Origin of the sequence: Pseudomonas sp. ATCC 43928, from assembly GCF_005938665.2 — a bacterium.
GTDB lineage: Bacteria > Pseudomonadota > Gammaproteobacteria > Pseudomonadales > Pseudomonadaceae > Aquipseudomonas.
Genome location: NZ_CP041753.1, coordinates 5,442,539 through 5,469,529 on the forward strand (window position 1 = coordinate 5,442,539; position 26,991 = coordinate 5,469,529).

Below are 26,991 nucleotides of genomic sequence, written 5' to 3' on the forward strand. Positions count from 1 at the left end.
CTGCGTGGGAACGATCGAACCACAACCATTAAACCTGAGGTTTGATCCGATCCGCCGGACGCCGCACGCCCGCCACAATCTTATCCACAGCCTTGGTCGCCGCGACCATGCCAAACGTCGCCGTCACCATCATCACCGCGCCAAAGCCCCCGGCGCAGTCGAGCTTCACGCCGTCCCCGACAAAACTCTTCTGCAGGCAAATGCTGCCATCGGGTTTCGGGTAGCGCAGTTGCTCGGTGGAAAACACGCACGGCACGCTGTAGTGGCGGGTCACGGTACGGGAGAAGCCATAGTCGCGGCGCAATGTAGAGCGCACTTTCGACGCCAGCGGATCGTTGAACGTGCGATTCAGATCGCAGACCTGGATCAGCGTCGGGTCGATCTGCCCTCCCGCGCCGCCGGTGGTGATGATCTGGATCTTGCGCCGCTTGCACCAGGCAATCAGCGCCGCCTTGGCGTTGACACTGTCGATGCAGTCGATCACGCAGTCGATGTTCGGCGTGATGTATTCGGCCATGGTTTCGCGGGTGACGAAGTCCGCCACCGCATGCACCGTGCAGTCCGGGTTGATCCCGCGCAGGCGCTCGGCCATCACCTCGACCTTGGGCTTGCCGACGGTGCTGTCCAGCGCATGCAGCTGACGGTTGACGTTGCTGACGCAGACGTCGTCCAGGTCGAACAGCGATATCTCGCCCACGCCACACCGGGCAACCGCTTCCGCCGCCCAGGAACCGACACCACCGACGCCGACGATCGCCACATGGGCCGCGCGCAAGCGCTCCATGCCTTCAATGCCATACAAGCGGGCGATACCAGCAAACCGCGGATCTTCTGTACTCATGACCATTACCCCAAAAACCGGCGCGCATTATAGGGCTATGGGCGGCCAAGAGCATCTTTGCACTATGAACGGCGGTGTCGACTGCTTTAATTGACAAAAAATTGATCGGAATTGGACTACAACGCTCTGGTCAAAGAACTTAAGTCGACCTGGACTGCCCAATGTCGGGCGTTTCCCTGTTCGCTGTACGGTCAGAGAACCTCCAGTGTAGGATGCGCGCCCCTGCCACCTGGCAGCCGGCCGCCAACCGTTCCTTCGTTCCACAGCCTTTGGAACCCGAAAAAGCTATGTCATCGCGTAAATTTGGACTCAACCTGGTAGTGGTTCTAGCAATCGCCGCCTTGTTCACCGGTTTCTGGGCGTTGGTCAATCGCCCGGTCTCCGCCCCCAACTGGCCTGAACAGATCTCCGGCTTCTCGTACTCGCCGTTTCAACAAGGCCAGTACCCGCAGAAAGACCAGTATCCGACCGACGATGAAATGCGTCGCGACCTGGAGATCATGAGCAAGCTGACGGACAACATCCGGACCTACTCGGTCGACGGCACGCTGGAGGACATTCCCAAACTGGCGGAAGAGTTCGGCCTGCGGGTAACCCTGGGGATCTGGATCAGCCCGGACCAGGAGCGCAACGAGCGCGAGATTCAGCGCGCCATCCAACTGGCCAACACCTCCCGCAGCGTGGTTCGCGTCGTGGTCGGTAACGAGGCGATCTTCCGCAAGGAAATCACTGCTGCCGAGCTGAGCGTGATCCTGGATCGTGTGCGCGCGGCCGTTAAGGTTCCGGTCACCACCTCCGAACAGTGGCACGTCTGGGAAGAACACCCGGAACTGGCCAAGCACGTCGACCTGATCGCAGCTCACGTTCTGCCCTACTGGGAGTTCATCCCTGTGGACAAGGCCGGCCAGTTCGTTCTCGACCGCGCCCGTGACCTGAAAAAGATGTTCCCGAAAAAACCGTTGCTGCTCTCCGAAGTCGGCTGGCCGAGCAACGGCCGTATGCGCGGTGGCGCCGATGCGTCGCCGGCGGACCAGGCCATTTACTTGCGCACACTGGTCAACAAGCTCAACCGCCAGGGTTTCAACTACTTCGTGATCGAAGCATTTGACCAACCGTGGAAGGCCACTGACGAAGGCTCGGTAGGCGCGTACTGGGGCGTGTTCAACGCCGCACGCCAGCAGAAATTCAACTTCGAAGGCCCGGTGGTCGCGATCCCGCAATGGCGTGTGCTGGCGATCGGCTCTGCCGTGTTGGCCCTGCTATCCCTGACCTTGCTGATGATCGACGGCTCGGCCCTGCGCCAACGTGGTCGTACCTTCCTGACCTTTATCGCGTTCCTCTGCGGTTCGGTGCTGGTATGGATCGGTTACGACTACAGCCAGCAATACAGCACCTGGTTCAGCTTGACGGTGGGTTTCCTGCTAGCCCTCGGTGCACTCGGGGTGTTTATCGTTCTGCTGACGGAAGCCCATGAACTGGCCGAAGCGGTCTGGACCCACAAACGCCGGCGTGAATTCCTGCCCGTGGTGGGCGAATCGGACTACCGGCCGAAGGTGTCAATTCACGTTCCTTGCTACAACGAGCCGCCGGAGATGGTCAAACAGACCCTCAACGCCTTGGCCAATCTCGACTATCCGGACTTCGAAGTCCTGATCATCGACAACAACACCAAGGACCCGGCGGTCTGGGAACCGGTGCGTGATTATTGCGAAACTCTTGGCCCACGCTTCAAGTTCTTCCACGTCGCACCGTTGGCTGGTTTCAAGGGTGGCGCACTGAATTACCTGATTCCACATACCGCCAAAGATGCCGAAGTGATTGCGGTGATCGACTCGGACTACTGCGTCGACCCGAACTGGCTCAAGCACATGGTGCCGCACTTCGCCGACCCGAAAATCGCCGTGGTGCAGTCGCCACAGGATTACCGCGACCAGAACGAAAGCACCTTCAAGAAGCTCTGCTATGCGGAATACAAAGGCTTCTTCCATATCGGCATGGTCACCCGCAACGACCGTGACGCGATCATCCAGCACGGCACCATGACCATGACCCGGCGCTCGGTGCTCGAGGAACTGGGCTGGGCCGACTGGTGTATCTGTGAAGACGCCGAGTTGGGTCTGCGCGTGTTCGAAAAAGGTCTGTCGGCGGCGTACTACCACACCAGCTACGGCAAAGGCCTGATGCCCGATACCTTTATCGACTTCAAGAAACAGCGTTTCCGCTGGGCCTATGGCGCGATTCAGATCATCAAGCGTCACACCGCCAGCCTGCTGCGCGGCAAGGACACCGAGCTGACCCGTGGCCAGCGTTACCACTTCCTCGCGGGCTGGCTGCCGTGGGTGGCGGACGGCATGAACATCTTCTTCACCGTCGGCGCGCTGTTGTGGTCGGCGGCGATGATCATCGTGCCGCAACGGGTCGATCCACCGCTGCTGATTTTCGCGATCCCGCCATTGGCGCTGTTCGTGTTCAAGGTGGGCAAGATCATCTTCCTGTACCGCCGCGCGGTCGGGGTCAACCTGAAAGACGCCTTCTGCGCCGCGCTGGCCGGGCTGGCGTTATCGCACACCATCGCCAAAGCGGTGCTGTACGGTTTCTTCACCAGCAGCATTCCGTTCTTCCGCACACCGAAGAATGCCGATAACCACGGCTTCTGGGTGGCGATTTCGGAGGCTCGCGAAGAGCTGTTCATCATGCTGCTGCTGTGGGGCGCGGCACTGGGGATCTTCCTGGTGCAGGGTATACCCAGCAACGACATGCGCTTCTGGGTGACCATGTTGCTGGTGCAGTCGCTGCCGTACCTGGCGGCGCTGATCATGGCGTTCCTGTCGTCGCTGCCCAAACCTTCGGTAGAAGCTGCGCCGGTACCGGCGTAATCCGTTATTAGATAACGTCAAACGGCGGCCTTCGGGCCGCCGTTTTGCTTTAGAATGATCGCCTTTTTCAATGCCAACAAACTCGGTAGGAGCTGCTTCGGCAGCTCCTACATGTTTACCGTGCGCACCTCGGAGTTCTTACATGACGGCCCACGCCGACCTTTCGCCGACACTTCAACTCGCCATCGACCTGATCCGCCGTCCATCCGTGACGCCGGTCGACGCCGATTGCCAGAAGCAGATGATGCAGCGCCTGGGCGATGCCGGTTTTATGCTGGAGCCGATGCGCATCGAAGATGTGGATAACTTCTGGGCGACCCACGGCAAACATGACGGTCCGGTGCTGTGCTTCGCCGGTCACACCGACGTGGTGCCGACCGGTCCGGTGGCGGCCTGGCAGATCGATCCGTTCAACGCGGTGATCGACGAACACGGCATGCTCTGCGGCCGTGGCGCGGCAGACATGAAAGGCAGCCTTGCGTCCATGACCGTGGCGGCCGAGCGTTTCGTCGCCGACTATCCGGATCACAAGGGCAAGGTCGCGTTCCTGATCACCAGCGACGAAGAAGGCCCGGCCCATCACGGCACCAAGGCTGTGGTCGAGCGCCTTGCCGCCCGCAAGGAACGTCTGGACTGGTGCATCGTCGGCGAGCCGTCGAGCACGACCCTGGTGGGTGACGTGGTCAAGAACGGCCGTCGCGGCTCCCTCGGCGCCAAATTGACCGTGCGCGGTGTGCAGGGCCACGTGGCGTATCCGCACCTGGCGAAGAACCCGATCCACCTCGCCGCCCCGGCGCTCGCCGAACTTGCCGCCGAGCACTGGGACCACGGCAACGATTTCTTCCCGCCGACCAGTTTCCAGATCTCAAACGTCAATTCCGGCACCGGCGCGACCAACGTGATTCCGGGTGATCTGGTGGCGGTGTTCAACTTCCGCTTCTCCACCGAGTCCACCGTCGAAGGCCTGCAAAAGCGCGTCGCCGACATTCTCGACAAGCATGGCCTGGACTGGCACATCGACTGGGCGCTGTCCGGCCTGCCGTTCCTCACCGAGCCAGGCGCGCTGCTCGACGCGGTGTCGGCGAGCATCAGGGACATCACTGGTCGTGACACCAAAGCCTCCACCAGCGGCGGCACTTCAGATGGGCGCTTCATCGCGACCATGGGCACCCAAGTGGTTGAACTGGGCCCGGTCAACGCGACGATCCACCAGGTCAACGAGCGTGTACTGGCGGCCGACCTCGACGTGCTGACCGAAATCTACTACCAGACCCTGATCAAGTTGCTCGCCTGATGCTCGCCTGTCCGATCTGCAGCGAACCGCTGAACGCGGTGGACAACGGCGTGGCCTGCCCCGCCGGGCATCGTTTCGACCGCGCACGGCAGGGTTACCTGAACCTGCTGCCGGTGCAGCACAAGAACAGCCGAGACCCAGGGGATAACCAGGCGATGGTCGAAGCCCGTCGCGACTTTCTGAACGCCGGCCATTACGCGCCGGTGGCCGAGCGTCTGGCGGAACTGGCGGCCGGTTATGCGCCGCAGCGCTGGCTGGACATCGGTTGTGGCGAGGGGTATTACACCGCGCAAATCGCCGAAGCCTTGCCCAACGCCGATGGCTATGCCCTGGACATTTCCCGGGAAGCGGTCAAACGCGCCTGCAAGCGCAACCCTGCGCTGACCTGGTTGATCGCCAGCATGGCGCGGGTGCCATTGGCCTCGGGCAGTTGCCAGTTTTTGGCCAGCGTGTTCAGCCCGCTGGACTGGGAAGAAGCCAAACGTCTGCTCAGCCCCGGTGGCGGCTTGATGAAAGTCGGGCCGACCAGCGGCCATCTGATGGAATTGCGTGAGCGGCTGTATGACGAAGTGCGCGAGTACACCGACGACAAGCACCTGGCGCTGGTGCCGGAAGGCATGGCGTTGCAACACAGCGAAACCCTGGAATTCAAACTGACGCTGGTCAATGGTCAGGATCGCGCGAACCTCTTGGCGATGACACCCCACGGCTGGCGCGCCAGTGCCGAACGCCGGACAGCAGTCATTGAACAAGTGGAACCGTTCGAGGTCACCGTTTCGATGCGCTACGATTATTTCGTTCTGCAGTAGCAGTTAGAGAACAACTTTAATTTTTGGTCTTGAGTAAAGGCTCAAGGCCGGCTAAATCCGCGAATGGATTTTTCAGACCCGCAGTGAGGACATCCATGCGCCAACCGGACATCGAGATTTACCTGAAAGACGCCGACGTCGATCACAAAGCCATCGCGGCCTGGCTCGGCGCGGCTCTAGGCCCGTGCACCGACTGGGTTCAGAAAGGCCAGACCTACAAGTGCAAGGCTGGTAGCGTGCCAGTGACCTGGCTGCCCAAAGCCGTAGGCAAATGGAACAGCCTGTACCTGGAAAGCGACCAGACCCCATGGGAAGACGACATCGCTTGCGCCCGCGCTGCATTTGCCGCATTGAACGTCGAAGTGCGTTGTGCGCCGGGTAGCTGGGTCGAGGAAGAAGGTGAGGAAACGGCAGATCGCTGGATTCGCATCAGTGTCGATGGTGAAGAAGAGATCACCTGGAAAACCGCGTAATCTGCGTAAGCATAAATCTGTAGGAGCGAGGCTTGCCCGCGAAGCTTTTAGCGCCAGTGATGACGCCTTCGCGGGCAAGTCGGATCGCCGCACCGCTCGCTCCTACAGGGTTCTGCGGGTTTACAGACCTACAACATCCTCAGCCTGCAATCCCTTCTGCCCTTCCACCACCGCATATTCAACCTGCTGACCTTCAGTCAGCGAGCGATGCCCCTCACCACGGATCGCGCGGTAGTGCACGAACACGTCCACCCCGTCCTGGCGCTGAATGAAGCCATAACCCTTGGCGTCGTTGAACCACTTCACGTTGCCGGTTTCGCGTGTTGCCATCTGTTCATACTCCCTTTTTATTATTGAATGGGCTTTTCGCAGGAAAGCCTTGAGGAACGTCAGCCTGCATCCGACGTCCATTGAAGGGCCTCGGCGACAGACCGCCGAGTATATGACAGGTGCGAAAACTCTCAATAGGAGTTTACTTCGCCGCTTTTTTGCCGATTTTCGATGAATCCGGCACACTAGGGGGCTTTCTCAATTGGTTTCCACACCGCGCCGGGTCTGCTGTTGTGCAGGGCAAGGCGCGAGAAGCGTGGTTTGGTCATTCCAAATAAGCTTCGAGCAACGCAGCCCTGCACAACAGCAGGCCCGGCCCTTCGGGTTGTGCCTTAAAGCGGGCCAGCCTGCGTTGCAGGCCTTGGAAAGGGAACAACCATTCCCAGCGGCCTGCGCCTTGCCTGGCTCGCTTTAAGGCGACAACGCGGCGTGGAAACCAATTGAGAAAGCCCCCTACGCCCGCCCGAGCAACTGCTCGGTTTTATTCACTCACGCAGAAGCCGTATGACCCGTTCCCCGTTCCGCCGTCTTGTGTTTGGCACCCTGCGCCGACTGCTGTACCTCTGGGTTCGCTCAGAGACGATCAACCAGTCGTCGTTCACCCTTAACCTCGACCGCAGCCGGCCGGTGTTCTACGTCCTGCAAAATCCTTCGCTGACCGACCTTGCCGTGGTCGATACCGAATGCAGCAAGGCCGGCCTGCCCCGTCCGGTACTGCCGGTAGCGGTGGGTGCGCTGGTGGAGCCCGCCGCGTTCTTTTACCTGACACCGGATCCCGACTGGCTCGGCCGTCAGGACAAACGCGGTGCGCCGCCAACCCTGACCCGTCTGGTCAGCGCCCTGAGCCAGAACGCCGCCGAAGACGCGCAGATCATCCCGGTCAGCGTGTTCTGGGGCCAGTCGCCAGACAGCGAGTCGAGCCCATGGAAGCTGCTGTTCGCCGACAGCTGGGCGGTCACCGGGCGGTTGCGCCGGTTGCTGAGCATCATCGTGCTGGGGCGCAAAACCCGGGTGCAGTTCTCGGCGCCGATCCATCTGCGCGAACTGATCGAACACAACAAGGGCCACGAGCGCACGGTGCGCATGGCCCAGCGGATTCTGCGGGTGCACTTCCGCAATCTGAAAGCCGCGGTGATCGGCCCGGACATTTCCCACCGGCGTAACCTGGTAAAAGGCCTGCTCAACCAGCCGCTGGTCAAGCAAGCGATCCTCGACGAAGCCGAGCGCGAAAACATCTCCCCGGAAAAAGCCAAGGCCCAGGCCTTGCGCTACGGTAACGAAATCGCCTCCGACTACACCTACACCGCGATCCGCTTCATGGAAGTGGTGCTGAGCTGGTTCTGGAACAAGATCTACGACGGGATCAAGGTCAACAACATCGAAGGCGTGCAAAAGGTCGCCCCGGGTTACGAAGTGATCTACGTCCCCTGCCACCGCAGCCACATCGACTACCTGCTGCTGTCCTATCTGCTGTTCCGCAACGGCCTGACCCCGCCGCACATCGCCGCAGGGATCAACCTCAACATGCCGGGGATCGGCGGTCTGTTGCGTCGCGGCGGTGCGTTCTTCATGCGCCGCACCTTCAAGGGCAATCCGCTCTATACCTCGGTGTTCAACGAATACCTGCACACTCTGTTCACCAAAGGTTTCCCGGTCGAGTACTTCGTCGAAGGCGGCCGTTCGCGTACCGGGCGCATGCTGCAACCGAAAACCGGGATGCTCGCGATCACGCTGCGCAGCTTCCTGCGTTCGTCGCGCATGCCGATCGTGTTCGTGCCGGTGTACATCGGTTACGAGCGCGTGCTGGAAGGCCGCACCTACCTCGGCGAATTGCGTGGCGCGAGCAAGAAGAAAGAGTCGATCTTCGACATCTTCAAAGTCATCGGCGCGCTCAAACAGCGTTTCGGTCAGGTCGCGGTGAACTTCGGTGAGCCGATCAAACTGGCGGAGTTCCTCGACAGCGAACAGCCAGACTGGCGCCAACAGGCACACGGCCCGCAATTCAAACCGGCCTGGCTCAACGAGACCACCAACCGCCTTGGCGAGAAAGTCGCGCAGCATCTGAACGAAGCGGCGGCGATCAACCCGGTGAATCTGGTAGCCCTGGCGCTGCTGTCCACCAGCCGCCTGGCCCTGGACGATCGCGCCATGGCGCGGGTGCTCGATTTGTATCTGGCGCTGTTGCGCAAGGTTCCCTACTCGCCGCACACCACCCTGCCGGACGGTGACGGCCGCGCGCTGATCGAACATGTGAAGGACATGAACCTGCTGTCTGAGCAGAACGATGCGCTGGGCAAGATTCTGTACCTGGACGAACAGCACGCCGTCCTGATGACCTACTACCGCAACAACGTATTGCACATTTTCGCGTTGCCGTCGCTGCTGGCGAGTTTCTTCCAGAGCGCGTCGCGCATGAGCCGCGAGCAGATCCTGCGCTACACCCGTGCGCTGTACCCGTACTTGCAATCGGAGCTGTTCATTCGCTGGACACTGGACGAACTCGATGGCGTGATCGATCAGTGGCTCGAAGCCTTCGTCGAGCAAGGCCTGCTGCGTTTCGAGAAGGACGTGTACCTGCGCCCGGCACCAAGTTCGCGGCATTTCGTATTGCTGACGCTGCTGTCGAAAAGCATTGCCCAGACCTTGCAGCGCTTCTACATGACCGTTTCCCTGCTGCTCAACAGCGGCCAGAACAGCATCAGCGCCGAAGAACTGGAAGACCTGTGCACCGTCATGGCCCAGCGCCTGTCGATCCTCCACGGCCTGAACGCCCCGGAGTTCTTCGACAAGAGCCTGTTCCGTCATTTCATCCAGACAATGCTGGACCTCGACGTGCTGCGCCGCGACGAAGCCGGCAAGCTGAGCTACCACGAACTGCTGGGTGAACTGGCCGAAGGTGCGGCCAAACGGGTGCTGCCAGCGGAGATTCGCTTGTCGATCCGTCAGGTGGCACTGCATCGCAGTGAAGATGCGGCGGACCAAGTCGCGACGGCGGCGCAAACCGACTAAATTTCAACATCGTTCCCAACCTTATTTACGAACAAGGAAGCCACCATGCTCCGCCCTACCCTTCGCTTCGCCGGCCTGTGCGCAGGCTTGATGATTTGCGCCAACGCCCTGGCACTGTCACTCAGTGACCTGTCGCAACAAGACGCCACCGGCGGGCTCAAGGACGCCCTGACCCAAGGCGCGCAGCTGGCTGTCAAACAACTGGGCACACCCGGCGGCTTCAGCGACAACCCGGACGTGAAAATCGAACTGCCGGGAAAACTGGGCAAGGTCGCCAAGAAAATGAAACAGTTCGGCATGGGCGATCAGGTCGATCAACTGGAAACCAGCATGAACAAGGCAGCTGAAGCGGCGGTAACGCAGGCTCAGCCGATTCTGGTGGATGCGGTGAAGAAGATGACCGTGGAAGATGCCAAGGGGATTCTCAGCGGCGGCCAGGATTCGGCCACTCAGTACCTGAGCAAAACCAGCCGCGAACAGATCCGCACCAAGTTCTTGCCGATCGTCAAGCAAGCCACCGACCAGGTGGGTTTGGCTCAACAATACAACGCGTTCGCCGGGCAAGCCGCGACGCTGGGTGTGCTGGATGCGAAAAATGCCAACATCGAAAGCTACGTCACCGAGCAGGCGTTGAACGGGTTGTTCGAGATGATTGGCAAACAGGAAGAAAACATTCGCAAGAACCCTGCGGCAGCGGCGACCAGTTTGGCGAAGAAAGTTTTCGGCACACTCTAAACTCACTGGCAGCGGGCCTGTGGCGAGGGGGTTTGTCGGAATGCCGCACCGCCACAGGCCCGCTCCCACATGGACTGCACTTGACTGACGGGCATTACCCACCTCCCGTGCCCGATCATCCCTAATGGGCGGCCGTCACAATTTGTCTCATCTTCAGTTATGCTCGCCGTTCGTCGTGAACGCCGGAGCCGCTGATCTTATGTCCCCAACTCGCCTGTTTGTCCCCCTCGCCCTTGCTCTGCTGAGTGCTTGCGCCTCGCAACCGAAACAGAACCTGACCGTGGAAAAACAAAGCGAATGCCCGGCGAAACTGCACAACGGGCAAACCCTGATCCTGACGCTGCCGAGCAACCCGACCACGGGTTACCGCTGGGCGATCCAGGATTCAGCCGGTGGTGTGTTGCGCGCGCTCAGCCCCGAGGTTTACAGCAACCCGGAAGACGCCGGGATCGTCGGCAGTGCCGGCATCTCGACCTGGCGTTTCCAGGCCTTCGCCACCGGCACTGGCCGCCTGCGGCTGACTTACTCACAACCGTGGGCACCGGAAGTACCGGCGGTGCAAACCTTCGACTGCGCCATCGCGGTTAACTGATCGTGGGCTGGCTGATTCTGGCGCTGATGGGCGCGGTGACCTTTGTGTATGGCCTGAGCGTGCATGCCGCGCTGCTCTGCCTGCTGGTCAAACCGATGCCTGTGCTGGCCCTGCTCGGCTGGTTGCACGATGCACCGCCCAGCGAGTATCGACGCTGGATCAGCCTGGGTTTGATTTTCTCCTTGGTCGGCGATGTGTTGCTGGCATGGCCGCAAGACTTGTTCGTGTTTGGACTTGGAGCATTTTTGCTCGCGCATCTGGCGTATCTGAAGGCTTATTTGAGCGATTGCCGGCGTCTGGCTGTGTTGCCGCTGATCCTCGCCTTCGGCGTGGGTGCCGTGCTGCTGGGGATTCTGATTTCCAATGGCTTGGGGCCGCTGCTGGTCCCGGTGATCGTCTACGGCCTGGCTATCAGCGCCATGCTCTGGCGCGCCCTGGCCCGACTCGGCACCGATGTGCCCAAACGCTCGGCGCTGCTGGCAGCGGCGGGCGCGGTGGCGTTTGTGTGTTCTGACAGCGTGATTGGCATTAACCGGTTTGTGATGCCATTTCATGCCGCGCCTTACGTGATCATCCTGAGTTACTGGCTGGGGCAATGGGGGATTGCGGCGTCGGCGTTCACCCAGGAACCGCGCTGAATCCTGTGGCGAGGGAGCTTGCTCCCGCTGGGCTGCGAAGCAGCCCCAACCCAGGCGACACCAACTTCCCAGACAAAACCCACTTACCGGATGACGACTGCTGCGCAGCCGAGCGCGAGCAAGCTCCCTCGCCACAACAGCATGTCTCTGCATTAACCGAGGTTAGTCCGGCGGTTTATCAGCAAACCCGCGCATCCCCGCGCCAAGTTGGCTAAAATGCCGGCCTTTTCCACCTACACCGCTGGAACCGCCGTGAGCAAAGAATCCGATCGCCTTTTCGCCCAGCCTTTGGCCCAGGTGCCTGACTTCGCCTTTAACGAGGACGTGGTGCGGGTGTTCCCGGACATGATCAAGCGCTCGGTGCCGGGTTATCCGACCATCGTTGAAAACCTCGGCGTGCTCGCCGCGCAATTCGCTCAGCCAAACAGCGTGCTCTACGATTTGGGCTCGTCGCTGGGCGCCGTGACCCAGGCCTTGCGCCGCCACGTGCGCACCGACGGCTGCCGCGTCATCGCTGTGGATAACTCCGCGGCCATGGTCGAGCGTTGCCGCGAATACCTCAACGGCCAGGACTCGATGTTCCAGGAGTTGCTGCCGGTGGAAGTGATCGAAGGCGACATCCTTGCCTTGGAATTTCAGCCGGCCTCGGTGGTGGCGCTGAACTTCACCCTGCAATTCATCGCCCCGGACCAGCGCACCGCGCTGCTCGCGCGCATCCGCCAATCGCTGTTGCCCGGTGGCGCGCTGATTCTCTCGGAGAAGCTGCGCTTCAATGACCCCGAAGAACACGCGCTGCTCACTGACCTGCACGTGGCCTTCAAACGCGCCAACGGCTACAGCGAACTGGAAATCGCCCAGAAGCGCAGCGCCATCGAAAATGTCATGAAGCCCGACAGCCTCGAAGAACATCGCGAACGCCTGTTGGCCGCCGGTTTCTCGAAAGTCGTGCCGTGGTTCCAGTGTCTTAATTTTGCCTCGTTGATTGCCTTGCCATGATTGATTTGTCCCCCCTCGCCCGCCGTCTGGCCGGTACTCCGCTGGCCGAATGGGCCAACACCCTGCAAGTGCAACTCGACAAGAAAATGGAAAAAGGTCACGGCGATCTGGAGCGCTGGCAGAGCGCTCTGGATGCGTTGCCGAAGATCCAGCCGAGCGAAGTCGACTTGTTGAACGGCCTTAAGCTGGACACCGATTGCGACGATGAAACCCGCGCGCAAATGCGCACCGCGCTGATGGGCTTGTCACCTTGGCGCAAAGGGCCGTTTGACCTGTTCGGCGTGCATGTCGACACCGAATGGCGCTCGGACTGGAAGTGGTCCCGGGTGTCTCCACATTTGGACCTGAAGGGCAAACGCATCCTCGATGTCGGCTGCGGCAACGGCTATTACATGTGGCGTATGCTCGGCGCCGGGGCCGACAGCGTAATTGGTGTCGATCCGAACTGGCTGTTCTTCTGCCAGTTCCAGGCCGTACAGCGTTACCTGTCCGAGCCCAATGCCTGGCACCTGCCCTTCCCTTTCGAAGACCTGCCGCCGAATCTGGAAGGGTTCGACACCGTGTTTTCCATGGGCGTGTTTTACCACCGTCGTTCGCCGATCGAGCATTTGCTGGCGCTGAAGGATTGCCTGGTCAAGGGCGGTGAACTGGTGCTGGAGACGCTGGTGATCGAAGGCGATCAACAACAGGTATTGGTGCCGGAAGACCGTTACGCACAGATGCGCAATGTCTGGTTCCTGCCGTCGGTGCCGGCGCTGGAGCTGTGGCTGCGTCGCGCCGGGTTCAGCGATGTGCGTTGCGTGGATGTGAGCATGACCACGGTCGAGGAACAACGCGGGACGGAATGGATGAAGTATCAGTCGTTGAGCGATTTCCTTGATCCGGATGATCACAGCAAAACGATCGAAGGGCTGCCGGCGCCGATGCGTGCGGTGATTGTTGCCCGCAAGTAAAAGCTTCGCGGGCAAGGCGGCCTACCTGTCGCCGCCTAATCCGCTGGCTTGGCCCTACGGGCCTTGAAGAACTCGCTCAACACTGCCCCGCACTCCTCGGCCAACACCCCGCCTTCGTACAGCACCCGGTGATTCAAAAAGCCCTGGGTAAAAAACTGCCCCTGGCTCTGCACAATTCCGGCCTTGGGCTCCAGCGCGCCATACACCACCCGCGCAATCCGCGAATGCACGATCAGCCCGGCGCACATGCTGCACGGCTCCAGCGTCACGTATAGCGTACTGCCCGGCAGGCGATAGTTGCTGGCGGCCTGGGCGGCGGCGCGGATCGCGACCATCTCGGCGTGGGCGCTGGGGTCATTGCCGCTGATCGGGCAATTGAAACCGCGCCCGATGATTTCACCGTCCTGCACCAGCACAGCACCCACCGGCACTTCACCCAGCGCCGCGCCTTCGGCGGCGAGGGCCAGGGCTTCGCGCATGAAATCACGATCACGGCTGCGGTCGATAATTGCCGCGGGGCGTATCTGACGCATCACGCCACCTCGATGGCGGCCATCAGGCCGGTTTCCATGTGGTCGATCACATGGCAGTGGAACATCCAGACGCCCGGGTTATCCGCCACCAGCGCCACTTGCGCGCGCTCGTTCTTGCCCAACAGGTAAGTGTCGGTGAAGTACGGGATAACCTTGTGCCGGTTCGAAGAAATAACCTTGAAGCTCATGCCGTGCAAATGGACCGGGTGCTGATACTGAGTCATGTTTTTCAATTCGAAAATATAGCTTTTGCCCTTTTCGAGCTTGGCAATCGGTCGGTCGGCGCAGGTCTTGTCGGTGATATCCCAGGCCTTGCCGTTGATCTGCCACAGGCTGGGCGGCTTGCCATTGTCGACGTTGACCGACACCGAGCCCACCCATTCAAAATTGAAGTTGAGTTTCTCGGCGTTGGCCAGGTCTGGCTCGGCCACCGGGTTGGCGGGCAGTGCCGGCGGCCACTCGGTCGGCGCGTCGGTATTGGCCACTGAGCGCAAGGTGCCCAGGCGTACTGGACCGTTGCGCAGGGACAGTTCTTCGCCGGCCGGCGGAGCCTTGATTGCCAGGCAAATGCGCATGCCCGGGCCGAGCCAGTATTCCTTGCCCAGTGGGCGCGGTTCAATCGGGTTGCCGTCCAGCGCGTAGATCTGCGCTTCGACACCGGGAATATTAAGGCGATAAGTCAGCGTGTTGTCGAGGTTGAGCAGGCGTACGCGGGTGATCTGCCCGGCAGGCAAGTCGATCACTGCTTGCGAGATGCCATTGATGGTCGACAGGCGCCCAGCCGTACCGCCACGGGCCGCTTCACGAGGAATGCTGAACGGCACGAAAGCGCCTTCTTCATCGACATGCCAGCTCTTGAGGCTCAAGGTCTTTTCGTACTTGAAACCGGTGGGCTCGCGCTCTTCGATGATCAGCGGACCGACCAGCCCGCGACCGAGTTCTTCGCTGCTGTTCACGTGCGGGTGATACCAATAGCTGCCGGCGTCGGGCACACGGAACTTGTAGTCGAAGTATTCGCCCGGCAGTACCGGCAATTGCGACACGTAGGGCACGCCGTCCATTTCCAGCGGCAGACGGATGCCGTGCCAGTGAATGGTGGTCGCCACTGGCAAGTGGTTGATGAAGCGCACCCGCAGCCATTCGCCCTGACGCACGCGCAACTCAGTGCCCGGCGCCGAGGGGCCGAACGCCCAGGCCTCGGTCTTGTGCCCGGCCACCAGTTCGACGTCCAGCGGGGCGGCGATCAGCTCATAGTCGTGGCCGGCCTCAGCGTCGGCCATCTTGCCCAGCCAGTAACGCGACGCGCCACCGGCCCCCACGCCAACCACCACAAGACCGGCCAGACCACCGAGTATTTGTCGACGGGTAAAGGACATGAACTCAACTACCTCACGTATCAGCCACAGGCGCGGTGCCTGCAAAAGGCGAATACGATACACCTGCGGATGAGAAACAGTAAGGGCAACGCGTGGGAACGATCACTGCAAACCGGTGAGCAGATGCACCACTCCACCGTCCAGCATCATCACGCCTGGCACTCCAGCCGCCGTCAACGCCTGCCGATCCATCCGCGCCACATCCCGTAACTCCACCCGCATCCGGGTCAGCGCCACGGGCTGATGTGACTTGAGGTTATCCGCACCGCCCAGTGCGGCCACGACATTTGGTGCCAGCCCGGAAACGGCTTGAGCTACCGGTTTTGTCTCATCCACCACCAGATCCGGGGTCAACGCTTTCCAGAACGCCCGCTGCATTTTCTCGAACATGTTCAGTTCTCCAGAACCAGTGAAGTATCGACCGTGGCCTCGTGGTGCAGCCGCAATGCCTCGCGTACCTGCCCGGCACTTTCCAGCCCCAGCACTTGCTGGGCGATGGCCTGACAGTCCAGCAGGTCGACTTCGCGAACCGCCGCCTTGATCGCCGGAATCAGCGGCACGCTCACCGACAACTCATCCACGCCAAGCCCCAGCAACAACGGCACCGCCAGATGTTCCGAAGCCAAGGCACCGCACACACCGACCCATTTGCCATGGGCATGGGCAGCTTTCACTGTACCGGCGATCAAGCGCAGCACCGATGGATGAAAGCTATCCGCCTGACTGGCCAGTCGCGGGTGATCGCGGTCCATGGCCAGGGTGTATTGGGTCAGGTCGTTGGTGCCAATGGAGAAGAAATCCACCTCGGGCGCAAACAGATCCGCCATCAGCGCCGCTGCCGGCACTTCGATCATGATCCCCAGTTTCGGCAGTTCCGTGAGCCCTGCTGCCAGCGCTTCCTCTTCAAGCAGCTGACGGGCCAGCCGCAACTCCGACAATTGCGTGACCATCGGCAACATGATGTGCAGCCGAGCCAACCCGGCACTGCTCAGGATCGCCTTGAACTGATCGCGCAACAGCTGCGGACGCTCCAGGCACAAACGAATGCCGCGCATGCCCAGGAACGGGTTGGTTTCGCGGTCCATCGGCACGTAGGCCAATGGTTTATCGCCGCCGACATCCAGGGTCCGCACCACCAGACTGCGCGCTGGCCCCAATGCTCGGGCGATAGCGCTGTAGGTGGACGCTTGCTCGTCATGGCTCGGTGCATGGTTGCGATCCAGATAAAGAAACTCCGAACGCAACAGACCGACGCCTTCGCCGCCCAGTGTCATGGCCTGTTCCGCTTCGGCCAGCGAAGCGATGTTGGCGGTGATTTCAACGTGATGACCATCGCGGGTACAGGCAGCCAGCGCGGCATTTTCCAATTCATATTGCCGGCGTTTCTTTTGTCGCTGACGATTGGCTTGCAACTGCTCGATGGCGGCCAGCTCGGGATCCAGCTGCAACTCGCCCTGGTCGGCATCGAGCAAAACCCGGGTGCCATTGGCCAGTGCCAGCACCTGAACCGGCAAACCGCAGATCGCCGGCAAGCCGAAGGCCCGGGCGAGAATCGCCACGTGGCTGGTGGCGCCACCGCCGACCGTCGCGAACCCCAGCACCTTGCGCGTGTCCAGGCCAGCGGTCTGGGAGGGCGTCAGTTGCTCGGCAATCAGAATCGCCCCTTCCGGCAACTCCATCGCTTGATCCTCTACGCCGAGAATCAACTTGAGCACCCGTTGACCAACGTCGGCCAAATCCGCTGCCCGTTCGGCCAGCAAGGCATTGCCCAGTTTTTTGAACAAGGTAGCCGTCGACTCTGTGGCCGCCCGCCAGGCGAAACCGGCGCTTTTGCCGGCGTCGATCAGTGCCAGGGCCTGATCCAGCAGGCTTGGGTCTTCGAGCAGTTCCTGATGCGCCTTGAAGATATCTGCCTGGGCGTCCCCCGTGGCCTGGTCACGCAACTGCTGCAGGTCCAGGACCGCCGTCGCCAACGCCTGGGACAGGTGCTCGCGCTCAACTTGCGCGCCCCGACCGGATTCAATGACTTCAAGGGTCTGCTGCGCGATCTGCACCACCTGACCAAACGCCGACCCCGCCGATGCACAGACGCCGCGCAGCACCTTCAGCGATGAAGCATCAGCCGCAACCGTTTCAACCTCTGCCATCACCGTCACGGCTTCTCCGCACCCGGCGGCCAACAACTCGACCAGGGTCTTGATCGCCACTTCGGCATCCGCGCCCGCCGCGCTGACTTGCACGATGTCGCCGTGAGCGGTCTGCAACGCCATGATCGCCACCAGGGATTTGGCGTTCGCGCTGTCCTGCTGTTTATGCAGACAAATACTCGCCGAAAAACCTTTCGCCGCCTGGGCAAACACCGCCGCAGGGCGGGCGTGCAAGCCATTGAGATTGGGCAGCGTCAGCGGTTTTGAGAACAGTGCCTCGCCCTCCTCCGGCTCATCGGCCACTACTTCAGACGGATTCAAGCTCAGCAACGGCTGACCGTTTTGCACTACCCCCGTTTCAGGGGCCAGCCAGGTAAACGGCTCGCCGCTGACCACCAGCATCAAGGTCAACAAACTGCGGGCGTTCAAGGCAATGTAATCGGCATCGAACTCGATCAGCGCCTGCCCCACCTCAACCCGCTGACCTTCCTCCACCAACCGGGTGAAGCCCTTGCCAGCCAGGTTCACAGTGTCGAGGCCAATGTGCATCAACACCTGCACGCCGTTGTCGTCGGTGATGCTGACGGCATGCCTGCTGGCCTGCACATTGCTGATCACTCCAGCCAGCGGTGCGCACAAGGTGGACGTGGTCGGGTCGATGCACAGACCGTCACCGATCACGCGACTGGAAAACACCTGATCGGGCACCTGGTCCAGCGGCATCAGCACGCCGGACAAGGGTGCCAGCAGTTGCAATTGTTGGGGTATGGCCATGACGTCACCTGCTGTTTTGTTCTTTGAAGTGCCGATGGAGCGCGAGGCCCCGACAGCATCGCTTATTTCCACCAGTACTCGACCTGCAATCCGACGTTCGAACCATGCCGCGCCGTGCCGAAGGCACCGGTGTCGGATAACGCCGAACCTGCCGCCAGTTCATTGGCCGCCCGTTTGGCCGCCTCGTTCCAGCTGGCATAGGTGTAATACAGACGCACCTCGGGGCGCGCCCAGAATTCCGGGCCCTTGGGCGACCAGGTCGGGGCGACGGTGAACTTGCTCAGTTTGCGCGTGCCGCCTGTGGCCTCGACCTGATCATGGCCCAGCTCGGTCACCAGTTTGATTTGCTCGGTGATTGCATAGGCTGGGCGAATCCCGAGGGAAATCCAGTTCTGGTCAGCGCCGTCGGGGCGAATGTCCTTCTGATAAACCGCCTCGACCTGCCCGCCGAAGCGCGGCGTCACTTGCCAGTCGAAGAACTCCACCACGCGATAACTTTTACTGCTGTCGTCCAGCTTCACGTTACCGGTATAGCCCAACCCCGTGCCGGGGCCTTCGCCGTACTGAAAGGCCAGTTTGTTCTTGCCGCCCAGAAAGCCCTTCTGCACATGCTGGGTGGTGATCGCCCAGCCACGGTGAGCGTCGCGGCTGTCGGGTTTGTCGATGTAGCTCAAGCCGAACTCCAGCTCACCGCCGGGGTTGGTGTTGAAGCCGGCGACGTTGAAATCGTGACGGTTGATGTAGTCCTTCTGGTACAGGTTGTCCTTGCGCGAGAAGGCGTAGCTGTACTTCAGATCGCCGATCAGCACGTCCTCGATACCGCCGCCGGTGGCGCTCTGGTTCCAGTAGTAAAAGTCGGAAATATGGATGTCATTCCGTTTGTAGTAACGCCGACCGGCCCACAGCGAACCACCATTGAGGCTGGGCATGTTCGACCATTGCGCGTACATCTGCGGCATGCGCACCGAGCCGTTGTCACCGTTGAACGTCAGGTCCTTGTCGTACTGGTTATACAGCGATGCCATGCCGTCGACGCTGAGCACCGAACCATCGTCCAGGGTGTACAGATCCTGGCGCAATTCAAGTTCGGCGTACTGCTCGCACTCGTTACCCAAGCGGTATTTGGTCTGCGCTCCCGGTAGCTGGAAACACTGCTGTTTACCGCTGTTAACCGAGGTCCCGACGCCGCTGCGCAAGTAACCGGCGAATTCCAGCGCCTGGGCTGACAGTGGTAGTGCCAGGCACACGCCCGCCGCTACAAGACTGCGATTTATTGTTGTTTTCAAGAACCACCTCATTATTTTTATTGTGTGATGCAGCAAAACCGGCGCGCAAAACTCCCCCGCGCAGTGTTCTGCGTGTTGTTCGAAACAGTGTTTTTAAATGTTGGTCAGGTGCAGAACGAACGACTCATAGGGCCGTAAAAAGACCTGCCGATGTTGTGGCGGACAGTCCGGGTAATTGCTGATCACCAGACGTTGTGCCATCGCTTCGCTGATCACCTCCGGTGGCAGTTCAACTTCGCACGGCGTGCCATAAAAGTTATTCAACACCAGCAAACGCTCACCATTGCCTTCACGCACGTACGCCCAGATTTGCGTGTGTTCAGGCAACAACTGCCGGTACACGCCATCGGACATCAGCGCTTCACTGCGGCGCAGGGCAATCAGCTGACGGTAGTGATGCAGCACCGAATCCGGGTTGTCGAGTTGGTGGGCGACGTTGATTTGCGCGGCATTGGCCGGCACCCCGATCCACGGTTCGACAGCGCTGAAACCAGCGTTCGGCTCGGCGCTCCAGTGCATCGGCGTGCGACTGTTGTCCCGGGACTTCTGCATGATCGCCGCCATGTTGTCGGCGTCGCTGGCACCGGCCTCGCGCTTGAGCCGGAAGATGTTCAGAGTCTCGACATCGCGGTACTGATCGATGTGATCGAACCCCGGATTGGTCATGCCCAGCTCTTCGCCTTGATACACAAACGGCGTGCCCTGGAGGAAATGCAGAGCGGTGCCGAGCATCTTCGCCGACACCACCCGATGCTCGCCGTCATCACCAAACCGCGAAACCACCCGCGGCTGGTCGTGGTTACACCAGAACAGCGCGTTCCAGCCACCGCCGGCCTGCATGCCGGTCTGCCAGTCGGAGAGGATGCGCTTGAGCTCGAGGAAATCGAAATCGGCGCGAATCCACTTTTGCAGGTTCGGGTAATCAACCTTCAAGTGATGAAAGTTGAAGGTCATCGACAGCTCTTTCGACTCCGGCCGCGAGTAGCGAATGCAGTGTTCCAGACTGGTGGACGACATCTCGCCGACGTTGATCAGGTCATGACCTTCGAACACTTCGCGGTGCATCTGCTGCAAGTACTCGTGGACGTTCGGGCCATCGGTGTAGAAACGCCGACCGTCGGAGCTGTCCTCGGGGAAGTCCGCCGGTTTGGAAATCAGATTGATCACGTCCAGGCGGAACCCGCCCACGCCTTTGTCGCGCCAGAACCGCATCATCTTGAAGACTTCAGCGCGCACCCTGGGGTTGTCCCAGTTCAGGTCGGCCTGCGTGTGGTCGAACAAGTGCAGATAATACTGGCCGGTCTGGGCTTCGTACTCCCAGGCCGAACCGCCGAACTTGGATTCCCAGTTGTTCGGCTGGTCGCGCCAGATATAGAAGTCGCGGTAAGGGCTATCGAGGCTGCTGCGGGCCTGCTGGAACCAGGTGTGTTCGATCGAGGTGTGGTTGACCACGATGTCGAGCATCAGCTTGATCCCGCGCTTGCCGGCTTCGGCAATCAGCAACTCGCAGTCAGCCATGGTCCCGTAACTCGGGTCGATGGCGTAGTAATCGCTGATGTCGTAACCGTTGTCGCGCTGGGGCGAACGCAGGAATGGCGTGATCCACAGGCAATCGACACCCAGCCAGTGCAGGTAATCGAGCTTGGCCACGACGCCGAGCAAATCCCCCGTGGGGTTGCCGGCGTGGCTGTGAAAACTCTTCGGGTAGATCTGGTAGATCACCGAACGTTGCCAGTCTTGCATGGCGGATTCCTTTTTGAATAGGTACTGGCGAATGCGATCTATCAGGCGACCCGATACCCGGGCCGGACAATCTTCATGCTCAACCCGCAGGTCAAAACAAACGGCACGACCATGGCAATCACCATCCCGACCACGAACATCGGAATGAACTGCGGGATGATCGAGATGAAACCGGGCAAGCCGCCAACGCCGATTGCCGAAGCCTGGACCTTGTTCAGCGACAGGAAGATGCAGCCCAGGGCCGAACCGATCAGGGCGGCATAGAACGGAAACTTGTAGCGCAGGTTGACCCCGAACATGGCCGGTTCGGTGATGCCGAAGTAGGCAGAAATCGCCGAGGTCGAGGCCATGCTTTTGTCCCGCACACTGCGGGTCATGTAGAACACCGCCAGTGCCGCGCTGCCTTGGGCGAGGTTGGACATGACGATCATCGGCCAGATGAAGGTACCGCCCTGGGTGGAGATCAGTTGCAAGTCGACCGCGAGAAACATGTGGTGCATGCCGGTGATCACCAGCGGTGCGTAGAGCAGACCGAAAATCGCGCCACCGACCATAGGCGCCAGGTCGAACAGAGTGACGACGCCTTCGGTGATGAGAATCCCCAGATGCCGGGTCACCGGGCCGATCACGGCCAGTGCCAGCACGCCGGTGACCACGATGGTGGTGATCGGCACCACCAGCAATTGCACCGCGTTCGGCACCCGCGCCCGCAGCCATTTTTCGATGACGCTCATCACGTAGGCCGCCAGCAGGATCGGCAGGATCTGCCCCTGATAGCCGACCTTTTCGATCTGGAACAAACCGAGGATATCGAAGTACGGCAGGCTCTGGCCGTCGAGACCTGCGACTGCCTTGCCGTAGTTCCAGGCGTTGAGCAGATCCGGGTGCACCAGCATCAGGCCGAGCACAATGCCGAGGATTTCGCTGCCGCCAAAGCGCTTGGCCGCCGACCAGCCCACCAGCGCCGGGAGGAACACGAAGGACGTGTTGGCCATCAGGTTGATCAGGCTCCAGAGCCCGTCCAGCGTCGGATAGGCGTCCAGCAGGGTCTTGCCCTCGATGAACATGCCCTTGGCGCCGATCAGGTTGTTGATGCCCATCAGCAGGCCGGCAATGATCAGCGCCGGGAGAATCGGCATGAATACGTCGGAAAACACCCGCACCAGTCGCTGCATGGCGTTGATCTTGTCGGCGCTTTTCTGTTTGACGTCGGCGATGGTCGAGACGGCGAGACCGGTCTGTCGGCGCAGCTCGGCGTAGACCTTTTCCACTTCGCCAGGGCCGATCACCACCTGGAACAGGCCGCCGGTATAGAACGAACCCTTGACCAGATCGATCCGGTTCAGCGTGGCGCTGTCGACCAGGCTCGGGTCCTTGAGGGCCAGGCGCAGGCGTGTGACGCAGTGCGCGGCCTGCTCGAGGTTGTCGCTGCCACCGAGGCTTTGCAGCAGCTCGGTGACGATGTTCGGATAGTCATGGCTCATGCTTGTTCTTCCGCTGTAGTTTTTTGTTATTGGCAGCACGCCGAAGCGAAAAATACTCGTCTGTACGAGTTAAAGCAACAACTCGTACAGACGAGTTTGATTTTGTTTATCCTGAACCCGACAGGCGGCGATATTTCCTACCCCCTAAGTCAAAGAAACCCAAAGCCGCATGGACAAACCCCTACCCTGCCCTTAAGGTTCAAAACCTTGAGCACAACGCGGCACAGAGCCATCCCCATGAGTAAATACAACCAGATCTACAGCGATCTGCTTGCCAGCATTACCACCGAACGTCTGGAACGCGGCGCCCGATTGCCTTCCGAAACCGAATTGATGGACAGCTACCAGGCCAGTCGCGGCACCGTGCGCAAGGCCATCGAGCAATTGCAGGAGCGCGGTTTCGCCCAGAAAGTCCACGGCAAAGGCACCTTCGTGCTGTCCACCAACCCGATCGAGTTTCAGCTCGGCGGCATCGTCAGCTTCCAGGAAACCTACCCGCGACTGGGCAACGACGTCAGCACCGAAGTGGTCGAATTCACCCAGATTCCCCTCGAAGGCCCGCTGCTCGAACACATCAAGGCGGCTGAAGGCAGCTTGATCACGCGGATCAAGCGTGTACGGCGGATCGACGGCAAACGGGTGATCCTCGACATCAACCATTTCGTCAGCGACGTGATTCCCGGCCTGACCCGCGACATTGCCGAGCAGTCGATCTACGCCTTCATCGAACAGACCCTGCAACTGCAAATCGCTTACGCCCAACGCACCATCGAAGCGGTGCCCCGGAGCAAGGATGACCAGCAACACCTGGACCTCGACGGCCAGAGCCATGTGATCGTGGTCAGTAACCAGACCTTCCTGCAGGACGGCCGCCAGTTCGAGTACACCGAATCGCGGCATACCCTCGACAAGTTCTACTTTTCGGATGTGGCACGGCGCTGACCCTACACGTTGCAGAATCGTGTTTGTACATAACTATGTAGTGCACCTCCCTCGAGCAAATGGGCAATCCTCTCAGCCCATTTCTCAAGGAGCGAGAACATGCCTACCGATCAAACAAGTGAAACGCTGCCCGATACCGCAGACAAACAGCACCTGCTGACCATCGCACCCGTCATCGTGACTGCCTGTCCCGATTTGCACGAAGAAGCCCATGTGATGGCCACTGAAATCCTGAAAAAACACGGCATTACCGGCCTGGACCCGGATCAGGTCTGGTGGCATCGCTTTGGCAATGTCACGGCCAGCAGCACCCAGACCTTCCTGGGCTGGGAGCATTACCCTAAACCCAGTCAGTCAATGACCCTGACGCAGCTGGTGATTCATCGGTACTACGTCACTGATCAGGACTATTTCGATCAGCTGGACTGTTACGGCGGGTTTTACACCGCCGACGCAACCGCCAGCATTTACAACGAAACCAACGAAGTCCGGATGTACCCCAGCGCAGTGCTCAAGGATTTCTGGCACGAGACCTTCAGTGACCGTTACCGGGACAAGCTGAACGCCTACTGGAGCGCGCATTTCGATGACTACCGGACCTTGGCGAAATGCAACTATCTGAGTAAAGCCATCGAGGCGCGGGAAAACGGTACGCTGCAGGAGGAAGAGTTCCAAACCGTCATCCGGGCCGTCGCCGCTGACAAATGCTGGCCGATCTCCCTGGAGACCTTGCGTGCGCAAACCTCTGCACCAGCAGATCTGCGGGTGTGCGCCCTGGACGTCGCCGGGCATGTCGCCACGGATATTCTGCGTATCGATGACGGTAGCGGACGGCAAATCACCTATGTCCCGGGGGCCACAGAAGCGTTCCACGTGCACCCGACGTTGACGGACATGCATTGGTGGATCCTGCTGCAAATGAACGATGACGCGCGTTATACCGAATTCATGACCCACTTCCCGCTGTCGGTGCGTCAGGAGATCCACGACAACATTACGCCCCTGATGAACCAATTGGTGGGTACGTGGGGCAAATACGATCACCATCTGATCAATCAAAAAAACATCACCATCAGCGGTGACGCGTTTTCCTGGTTGAGCCGTAATGTGCAGAGCGCAATGTCGCAAGAGGCCGATCTGTCTCTGGTGACCAACGGACAACTGCGTAAAGGCATGTGGCTGGGTTACCTGAGCGCCGGCCTGCACGTCTTCGGGCCGCTGGCGCTGCTCGGCTGGCCGATTGCACTGCCGGTGATTGGCGCCAGCATCGCCTCAATGGGCTTGAACATCGACAAGGCCGTGAACGGCAAAACGGTGGCGGAGCGCAAGGCCGGCGTAAAAGGCGCCGTACTGGCTGGCATCAACCTTCTGTTCAACCTTCCGCTGCTCAAGGAGGTCGATGTTCTGGAGGAGGTCGGCGCTTCGGCCGAGGCCGCCGAAGCCGCCGAAATGGCCAGGCTGCGGGAGGCCAACAATCCTGCCGAACCGATCGGTACGCAAGAACAGGAGCTGTCCGACGGTTCAGGGCGCGCAACCACTCAACTTCCAGAGTTCATCCCCCTGAAACCGGCGCCGGCACAGAACCTTGAAGTACCGGAGCACTGGCAAAGTAACGAGATTCTGGAAAGTGAGGCGCCACTTGCCACCAGCGGCAAGTTCCAGGGCATTTACTCGCTCAACTCCAACCCCTCGACTGCCATCATGATGAACGACGCAGCCTATTACGTGCGCTACGAAGCCGACATCAACGGCGGTGGCACCTGGGCGATCATCGATCCGGCAACCCCTCACGCGTCCTCAGGATCGATCCCCGTGCGTTTGAACGCCGATGGCGAGTGGGAGTTGACGCCCAAATCCGGTTTGAAGGGTGGTGGCAACGACGACCTCGCCGCTGTTCCGGGTCCTTCCCGGTTTCCCGACCATGTCCGACCACCGGAATCATTTAGCGTGCCCTCGACGAAGTACGACACCTCCAATGGGCGGTCGCTCAACTTCCTGGGGCTAGGTAAGAAAGAAACGCACATAAAAATAATCAACCTTCCCAACGGACGCATACAAGGGGTGACACCCTATGAAGAGTTCGTCGCGGGACATCGCACAGCTCTATTGAGAGATGCTCGTGCTTTCTTCTCCAAAGAAAACTTTTTTGCCTCATTGCCGACACGCCCGGTACAACCCGTCATCACGCCGTCGATGACTGTCCCGGAACTCATTCAGGAAATATTCGATGCTTCGCCGGGATTAGTGATTGGAGAAAGCCAGGATCGTATTGCCAGCATGCGGTTCCTCATCGAGAACATGCAGACGTTGGCCAGGCAAGGCGTCAAGACGATCTATATGCATCGCTTGCTCAATGACTTCAATCAAATGGACCTGAATATTTTCGGCAGAGGCGCAAAGATGGACGGCATGCTCGAAAAGTATTTGAAACAGTTACAAAGCGATCCTGCCGGGCAGTTCACCCCTCTTGAGGTCGTCAAGGTGGCTCGCGAGAACGGTATCCGGATCCAGTCGACCGATTGCCTGGCAAGTTACCGATATCCAGAATCGTCCCTCATTGATGTTCAGGAACAATCCATTAAAAACTACCTCACCACCACGATCATGCGTGCCAATGAAGCGCTTGGCAGATCAGGTAAATGGGTCGTGCTGACGGGCCAGGAAAACACCAATACCTTTAGAGGCATTGCCGGCCTCAGCGAACTGAATGGCGGTATCGGCTTGCGTATCGAGGAAGTACTTCCCGAGCGTAGCCTGCATATAGAGATAGACCACGGCATAGAGGTGGGCCGCAATGCCAGCCCGCCCCCCGTTAACTATCATGGCGATTTCGACACCTTGTATGCCGATATCAACCTGCAAGTACCGATGCCCATACTGCAACGAACCCCGGACGGCATCGCTCAACTGCTGTTCCGCCAGGGAATGTTCACTTTCAAGGAATCTGACGGAACCTGGACATTGGTCCATCGCAGCAGAACCGGCCTGATCACAGAGACTCTGGTTGAACGAACGGCCGATGGGCAATACCTGGTCAATCGCCCCGCCTGGACTGACATCCATCAAAAACCTTACCCCAACCTGATCAGCCTTTCCCATGCGCTCACCGGCATGGGCATGAAACTCGAAGGACGCTTGCCAGTGTAGGGAAACACCGCAC

At 60.1% G+C, this 26,991-nt stretch carries 21 protein-coding genes; 12 read left to right on the forward strand and 9 right to left on the reverse strand.

The window, feature by feature from the left end; all coding sequences use genetic code 11:
* Positions 1-28 precede the first annotated feature (28 nt).
* Entirely contained in the window at positions 29-841 is an 813-nt protein-coding gene (gene tcdA, locus FFH90_RS24985; protein ID WP_370741112.1) for a tRNA cyclic N6-threonylcarbamoyladenosine(37) synthase TcdA, read from the reverse strand.
* Between the two features lie 287 nt (positions 842-1,128).
* Here tcdA and FFH90_RS24990 point away from each other — a divergent pair, with 287 nt between their 5' ends.
* The 4 genes from FFH90_RS24990 to FFH90_RS25005 all read left to right on the forward strand — a co-directional run bounded on the left by FFH90_RS24990 (position 1,129) and on the right by FFH90_RS25005 (position 6,293).
* The gene (locus FFH90_RS24990) at positions 1,129-3,717 is read left to right on the forward strand and encodes a glycosyltransferase (RefSeq protein WP_064621348.1); all 2,589 of its coding nucleotides are present in this window, start codon (positions 1,129-1,131) and stop codon (positions 3,715-3,717) included.
* 142 nt (positions 3,718-3,859) lie between these two features.
* Positions 3,860-5,011 carry a succinyl-diaminopimelate desuccinylase gene (dapE, locus tag FFH90_RS24995; protein ID WP_138866260.1) on the forward strand — a complete coding sequence of 384 codons (1,152 nt, stop codon included), beginning with the start codon at positions 3,860-3,862 and terminating at the stop codon, positions 5,009-5,011.
* Complete coding sequence (locus tag FFH90_RS25000) at positions 5,011-5,820, forward strand: putative RNA methyltransferase (RefSeq protein WP_138866261.1); 810 nt, start codon at positions 5,011-5,013, stop codon at positions 5,818-5,820. Before dapE ends, FFH90_RS25000 begins: the two co-directional genes overlap by 1 nt.
* Positions 5,821-5,915: 95 nt before the next feature.
* Complete coding sequence (locus FFH90_RS25005; protein ID WP_018927031.1) at positions 5,916-6,293, forward strand: hypothetical protein; 378 nt, start codon at positions 5,916-5,918, stop codon at positions 6,291-6,293.
* 120 nt (positions 6,294-6,413) lie between these two features.
* Here the strand turns inward: FFH90_RS25005 and FFH90_RS25010 are convergent, their stop codons facing one another.
* Positions 6,414-6,623, reverse strand: a complete 210-nt coding sequence (locus tag FFH90_RS25010; protein ID WP_007940478.1) for a cold shock domain-containing protein — start codon at positions 6,621-6,623, stop codon at positions 6,414-6,416.
* 504 nt (positions 6,624-7,127) lie between these two features.
* On the opposite strand from FFH90_RS25010, the gene plsB reads away from it, so the two are divergent.
* From plsB to cmoB, 6 genes are all read left to right on the forward strand, one after another.
* Entirely contained in the window at positions 7,128-9,632 is a 2,505-nt protein-coding gene (gene plsB / locus FFH90_RS25015; protein WP_138866262.1) for a glycerol-3-phosphate 1-O-acyltransferase PlsB, read from the forward strand.
* Between the two features lie 45 nt (positions 9,633-9,677).
* Positions 9,678-10,367 (forward strand): DUF4197 domain-containing protein, encoded by a 690-nt coding sequence (locus FFH90_RS25020; RefSeq protein WP_138866263.1) that lies wholly within the window; start codon positions 9,678-9,680, stop codon positions 10,365-10,367.
* 199 nt (positions 10,368-10,566) lie between these two features.
* Positions 10,567-10,959, forward strand: coding sequence for a protease inhibitor I42 family protein (locus FFH90_RS25025; RefSeq protein ID WP_019647790.1), 393 nt, complete (start codon positions 10,567-10,569; stop codon positions 10,957-10,959).
* Between the two features lie 2 nt (positions 10,960-10,961).
* Positions 10,962-11,597 (forward strand): lysoplasmalogenase, encoded by a 636-nt coding sequence (locus FFH90_RS25030; protein WP_018927037.1) that lies wholly within the window; start codon positions 10,962-10,964, stop codon positions 11,595-11,597.
* Between the two features lie 216 nt (positions 11,598-11,813).
* Complete coding sequence (gene cmoA / locus FFH90_RS25035) at positions 11,814-12,593, forward strand: carboxy-S-adenosyl-L-methionine synthase CmoA (RefSeq protein WP_018927038.1); 780 nt, start codon at positions 11,814-11,816, stop codon at positions 12,591-12,593.
* Entirely contained in the window at positions 12,590-13,546 is a 957-nt protein-coding gene (gene cmoB / locus FFH90_RS25040; RefSeq protein WP_018927039.1) for a tRNA 5-methoxyuridine(34)/uridine 5-oxyacetic acid(34) synthase CmoB, read from the forward strand. Before cmoA ends, cmoB begins: the two co-directional genes overlap by 4 nt.
* Before the next feature lie 35 nt (positions 13,547-13,581).
* On the opposite strand, the gene tadA is transcribed toward cmoB, so the two are convergent.
* From tadA to treP, 7 genes are all read right to left on the reverse strand, one after another.
* The gene (tadA, locus tag FFH90_RS25045) at positions 13,582-14,079 is read right to left on the reverse strand and encodes a tRNA adenosine(34) deaminase TadA (protein WP_018927040.1); all 498 of its coding nucleotides are present in this window, start codon (positions 14,077-14,079) and stop codon (positions 13,582-13,584) included.
* Positions 14,079-15,455 carry a multicopper oxidase family protein gene (locus FFH90_RS25050; RefSeq protein WP_064620084.1) on the reverse strand — a complete coding sequence of 459 codons (1,377 nt, stop codon included), beginning with the start codon at positions 15,453-15,455 and terminating at the stop codon, positions 14,079-14,081. Before FFH90_RS25050 ends, tadA begins: the two co-directional genes overlap by 1 nt.
* A gap of 102 nt (positions 15,456-15,557) precedes the next feature.
* Positions 15,558-15,845 (reverse strand): PTS transporter subunit EIIB, encoded by a 288-nt coding sequence (locus FFH90_RS25055; RefSeq protein ID WP_138866264.1) that lies wholly within the window; start codon positions 15,843-15,845, stop codon positions 15,558-15,560.
* A gap of 2 nt (positions 15,846-15,847) precedes the next feature.
* Positions 15,848-18,376 carry a phosphoenolpyruvate--protein phosphotransferase gene (ptsP, locus tag FFH90_RS25060; protein WP_138866265.1) on the reverse strand — a complete coding sequence of 843 codons (2,529 nt, stop codon included), beginning with the start codon at positions 18,374-18,376 and terminating at the stop codon, positions 15,848-15,850.
* A gap of 62 nt (positions 18,377-18,438) precedes the next feature.
* Positions 18,439-19,662: a carbohydrate porin gene (locus FFH90_RS25065; RefSeq protein WP_138866266.1), complete on the reverse strand. Its 1,224-nt coding sequence runs from the start codon at positions 19,660-19,662 to the stop codon at positions 18,439-18,441.
* 93 nt (positions 19,663-19,755) lie between these two features.
* Entirely contained in the window at positions 19,756-21,405 is a 1,650-nt protein-coding gene (treC, locus tag FFH90_RS25070; RefSeq protein ID WP_138866267.1) for an alpha,alpha-phosphotrehalase, read from the reverse strand.
* 41 nt (positions 21,406-21,446) lie between these two features.
* Entirely contained in the window at positions 21,447-22,889 is a 1,443-nt protein-coding gene (gene treP, locus FFH90_RS25075; RefSeq protein ID WP_138866268.1) for a PTS system trehalose-specific EIIBC component, read from the reverse strand.
* A 237-nt stretch (positions 22,890-23,126) separates the two neighbouring features.
* On the opposite strand from treP, the gene treR reads away from it, so the two are divergent.
* Together treR and FFH90_RS25085 are read left to right on the forward strand one after the other, a co-directional pair.
* A complete protein-coding gene (gene treR, locus FFH90_RS25080; protein WP_111454293.1) occupies positions 23,127-23,831 on the forward strand; it encodes a trehalose operon repressor in 705 nt (234 codons plus the stop codon).
* Positions 23,832-23,930: 99 nt separating this feature from the next.
* Positions 23,931-26,978, forward strand: coding sequence for a membrane-targeted effector domain-containing toxin (locus tag FFH90_RS25085; protein WP_138866269.1), 3,048 nt, complete (start codon positions 23,931-23,933; stop codon positions 26,976-26,978).
* Positions 26,979-26,991: the final 13 nt, after the last annotated feature.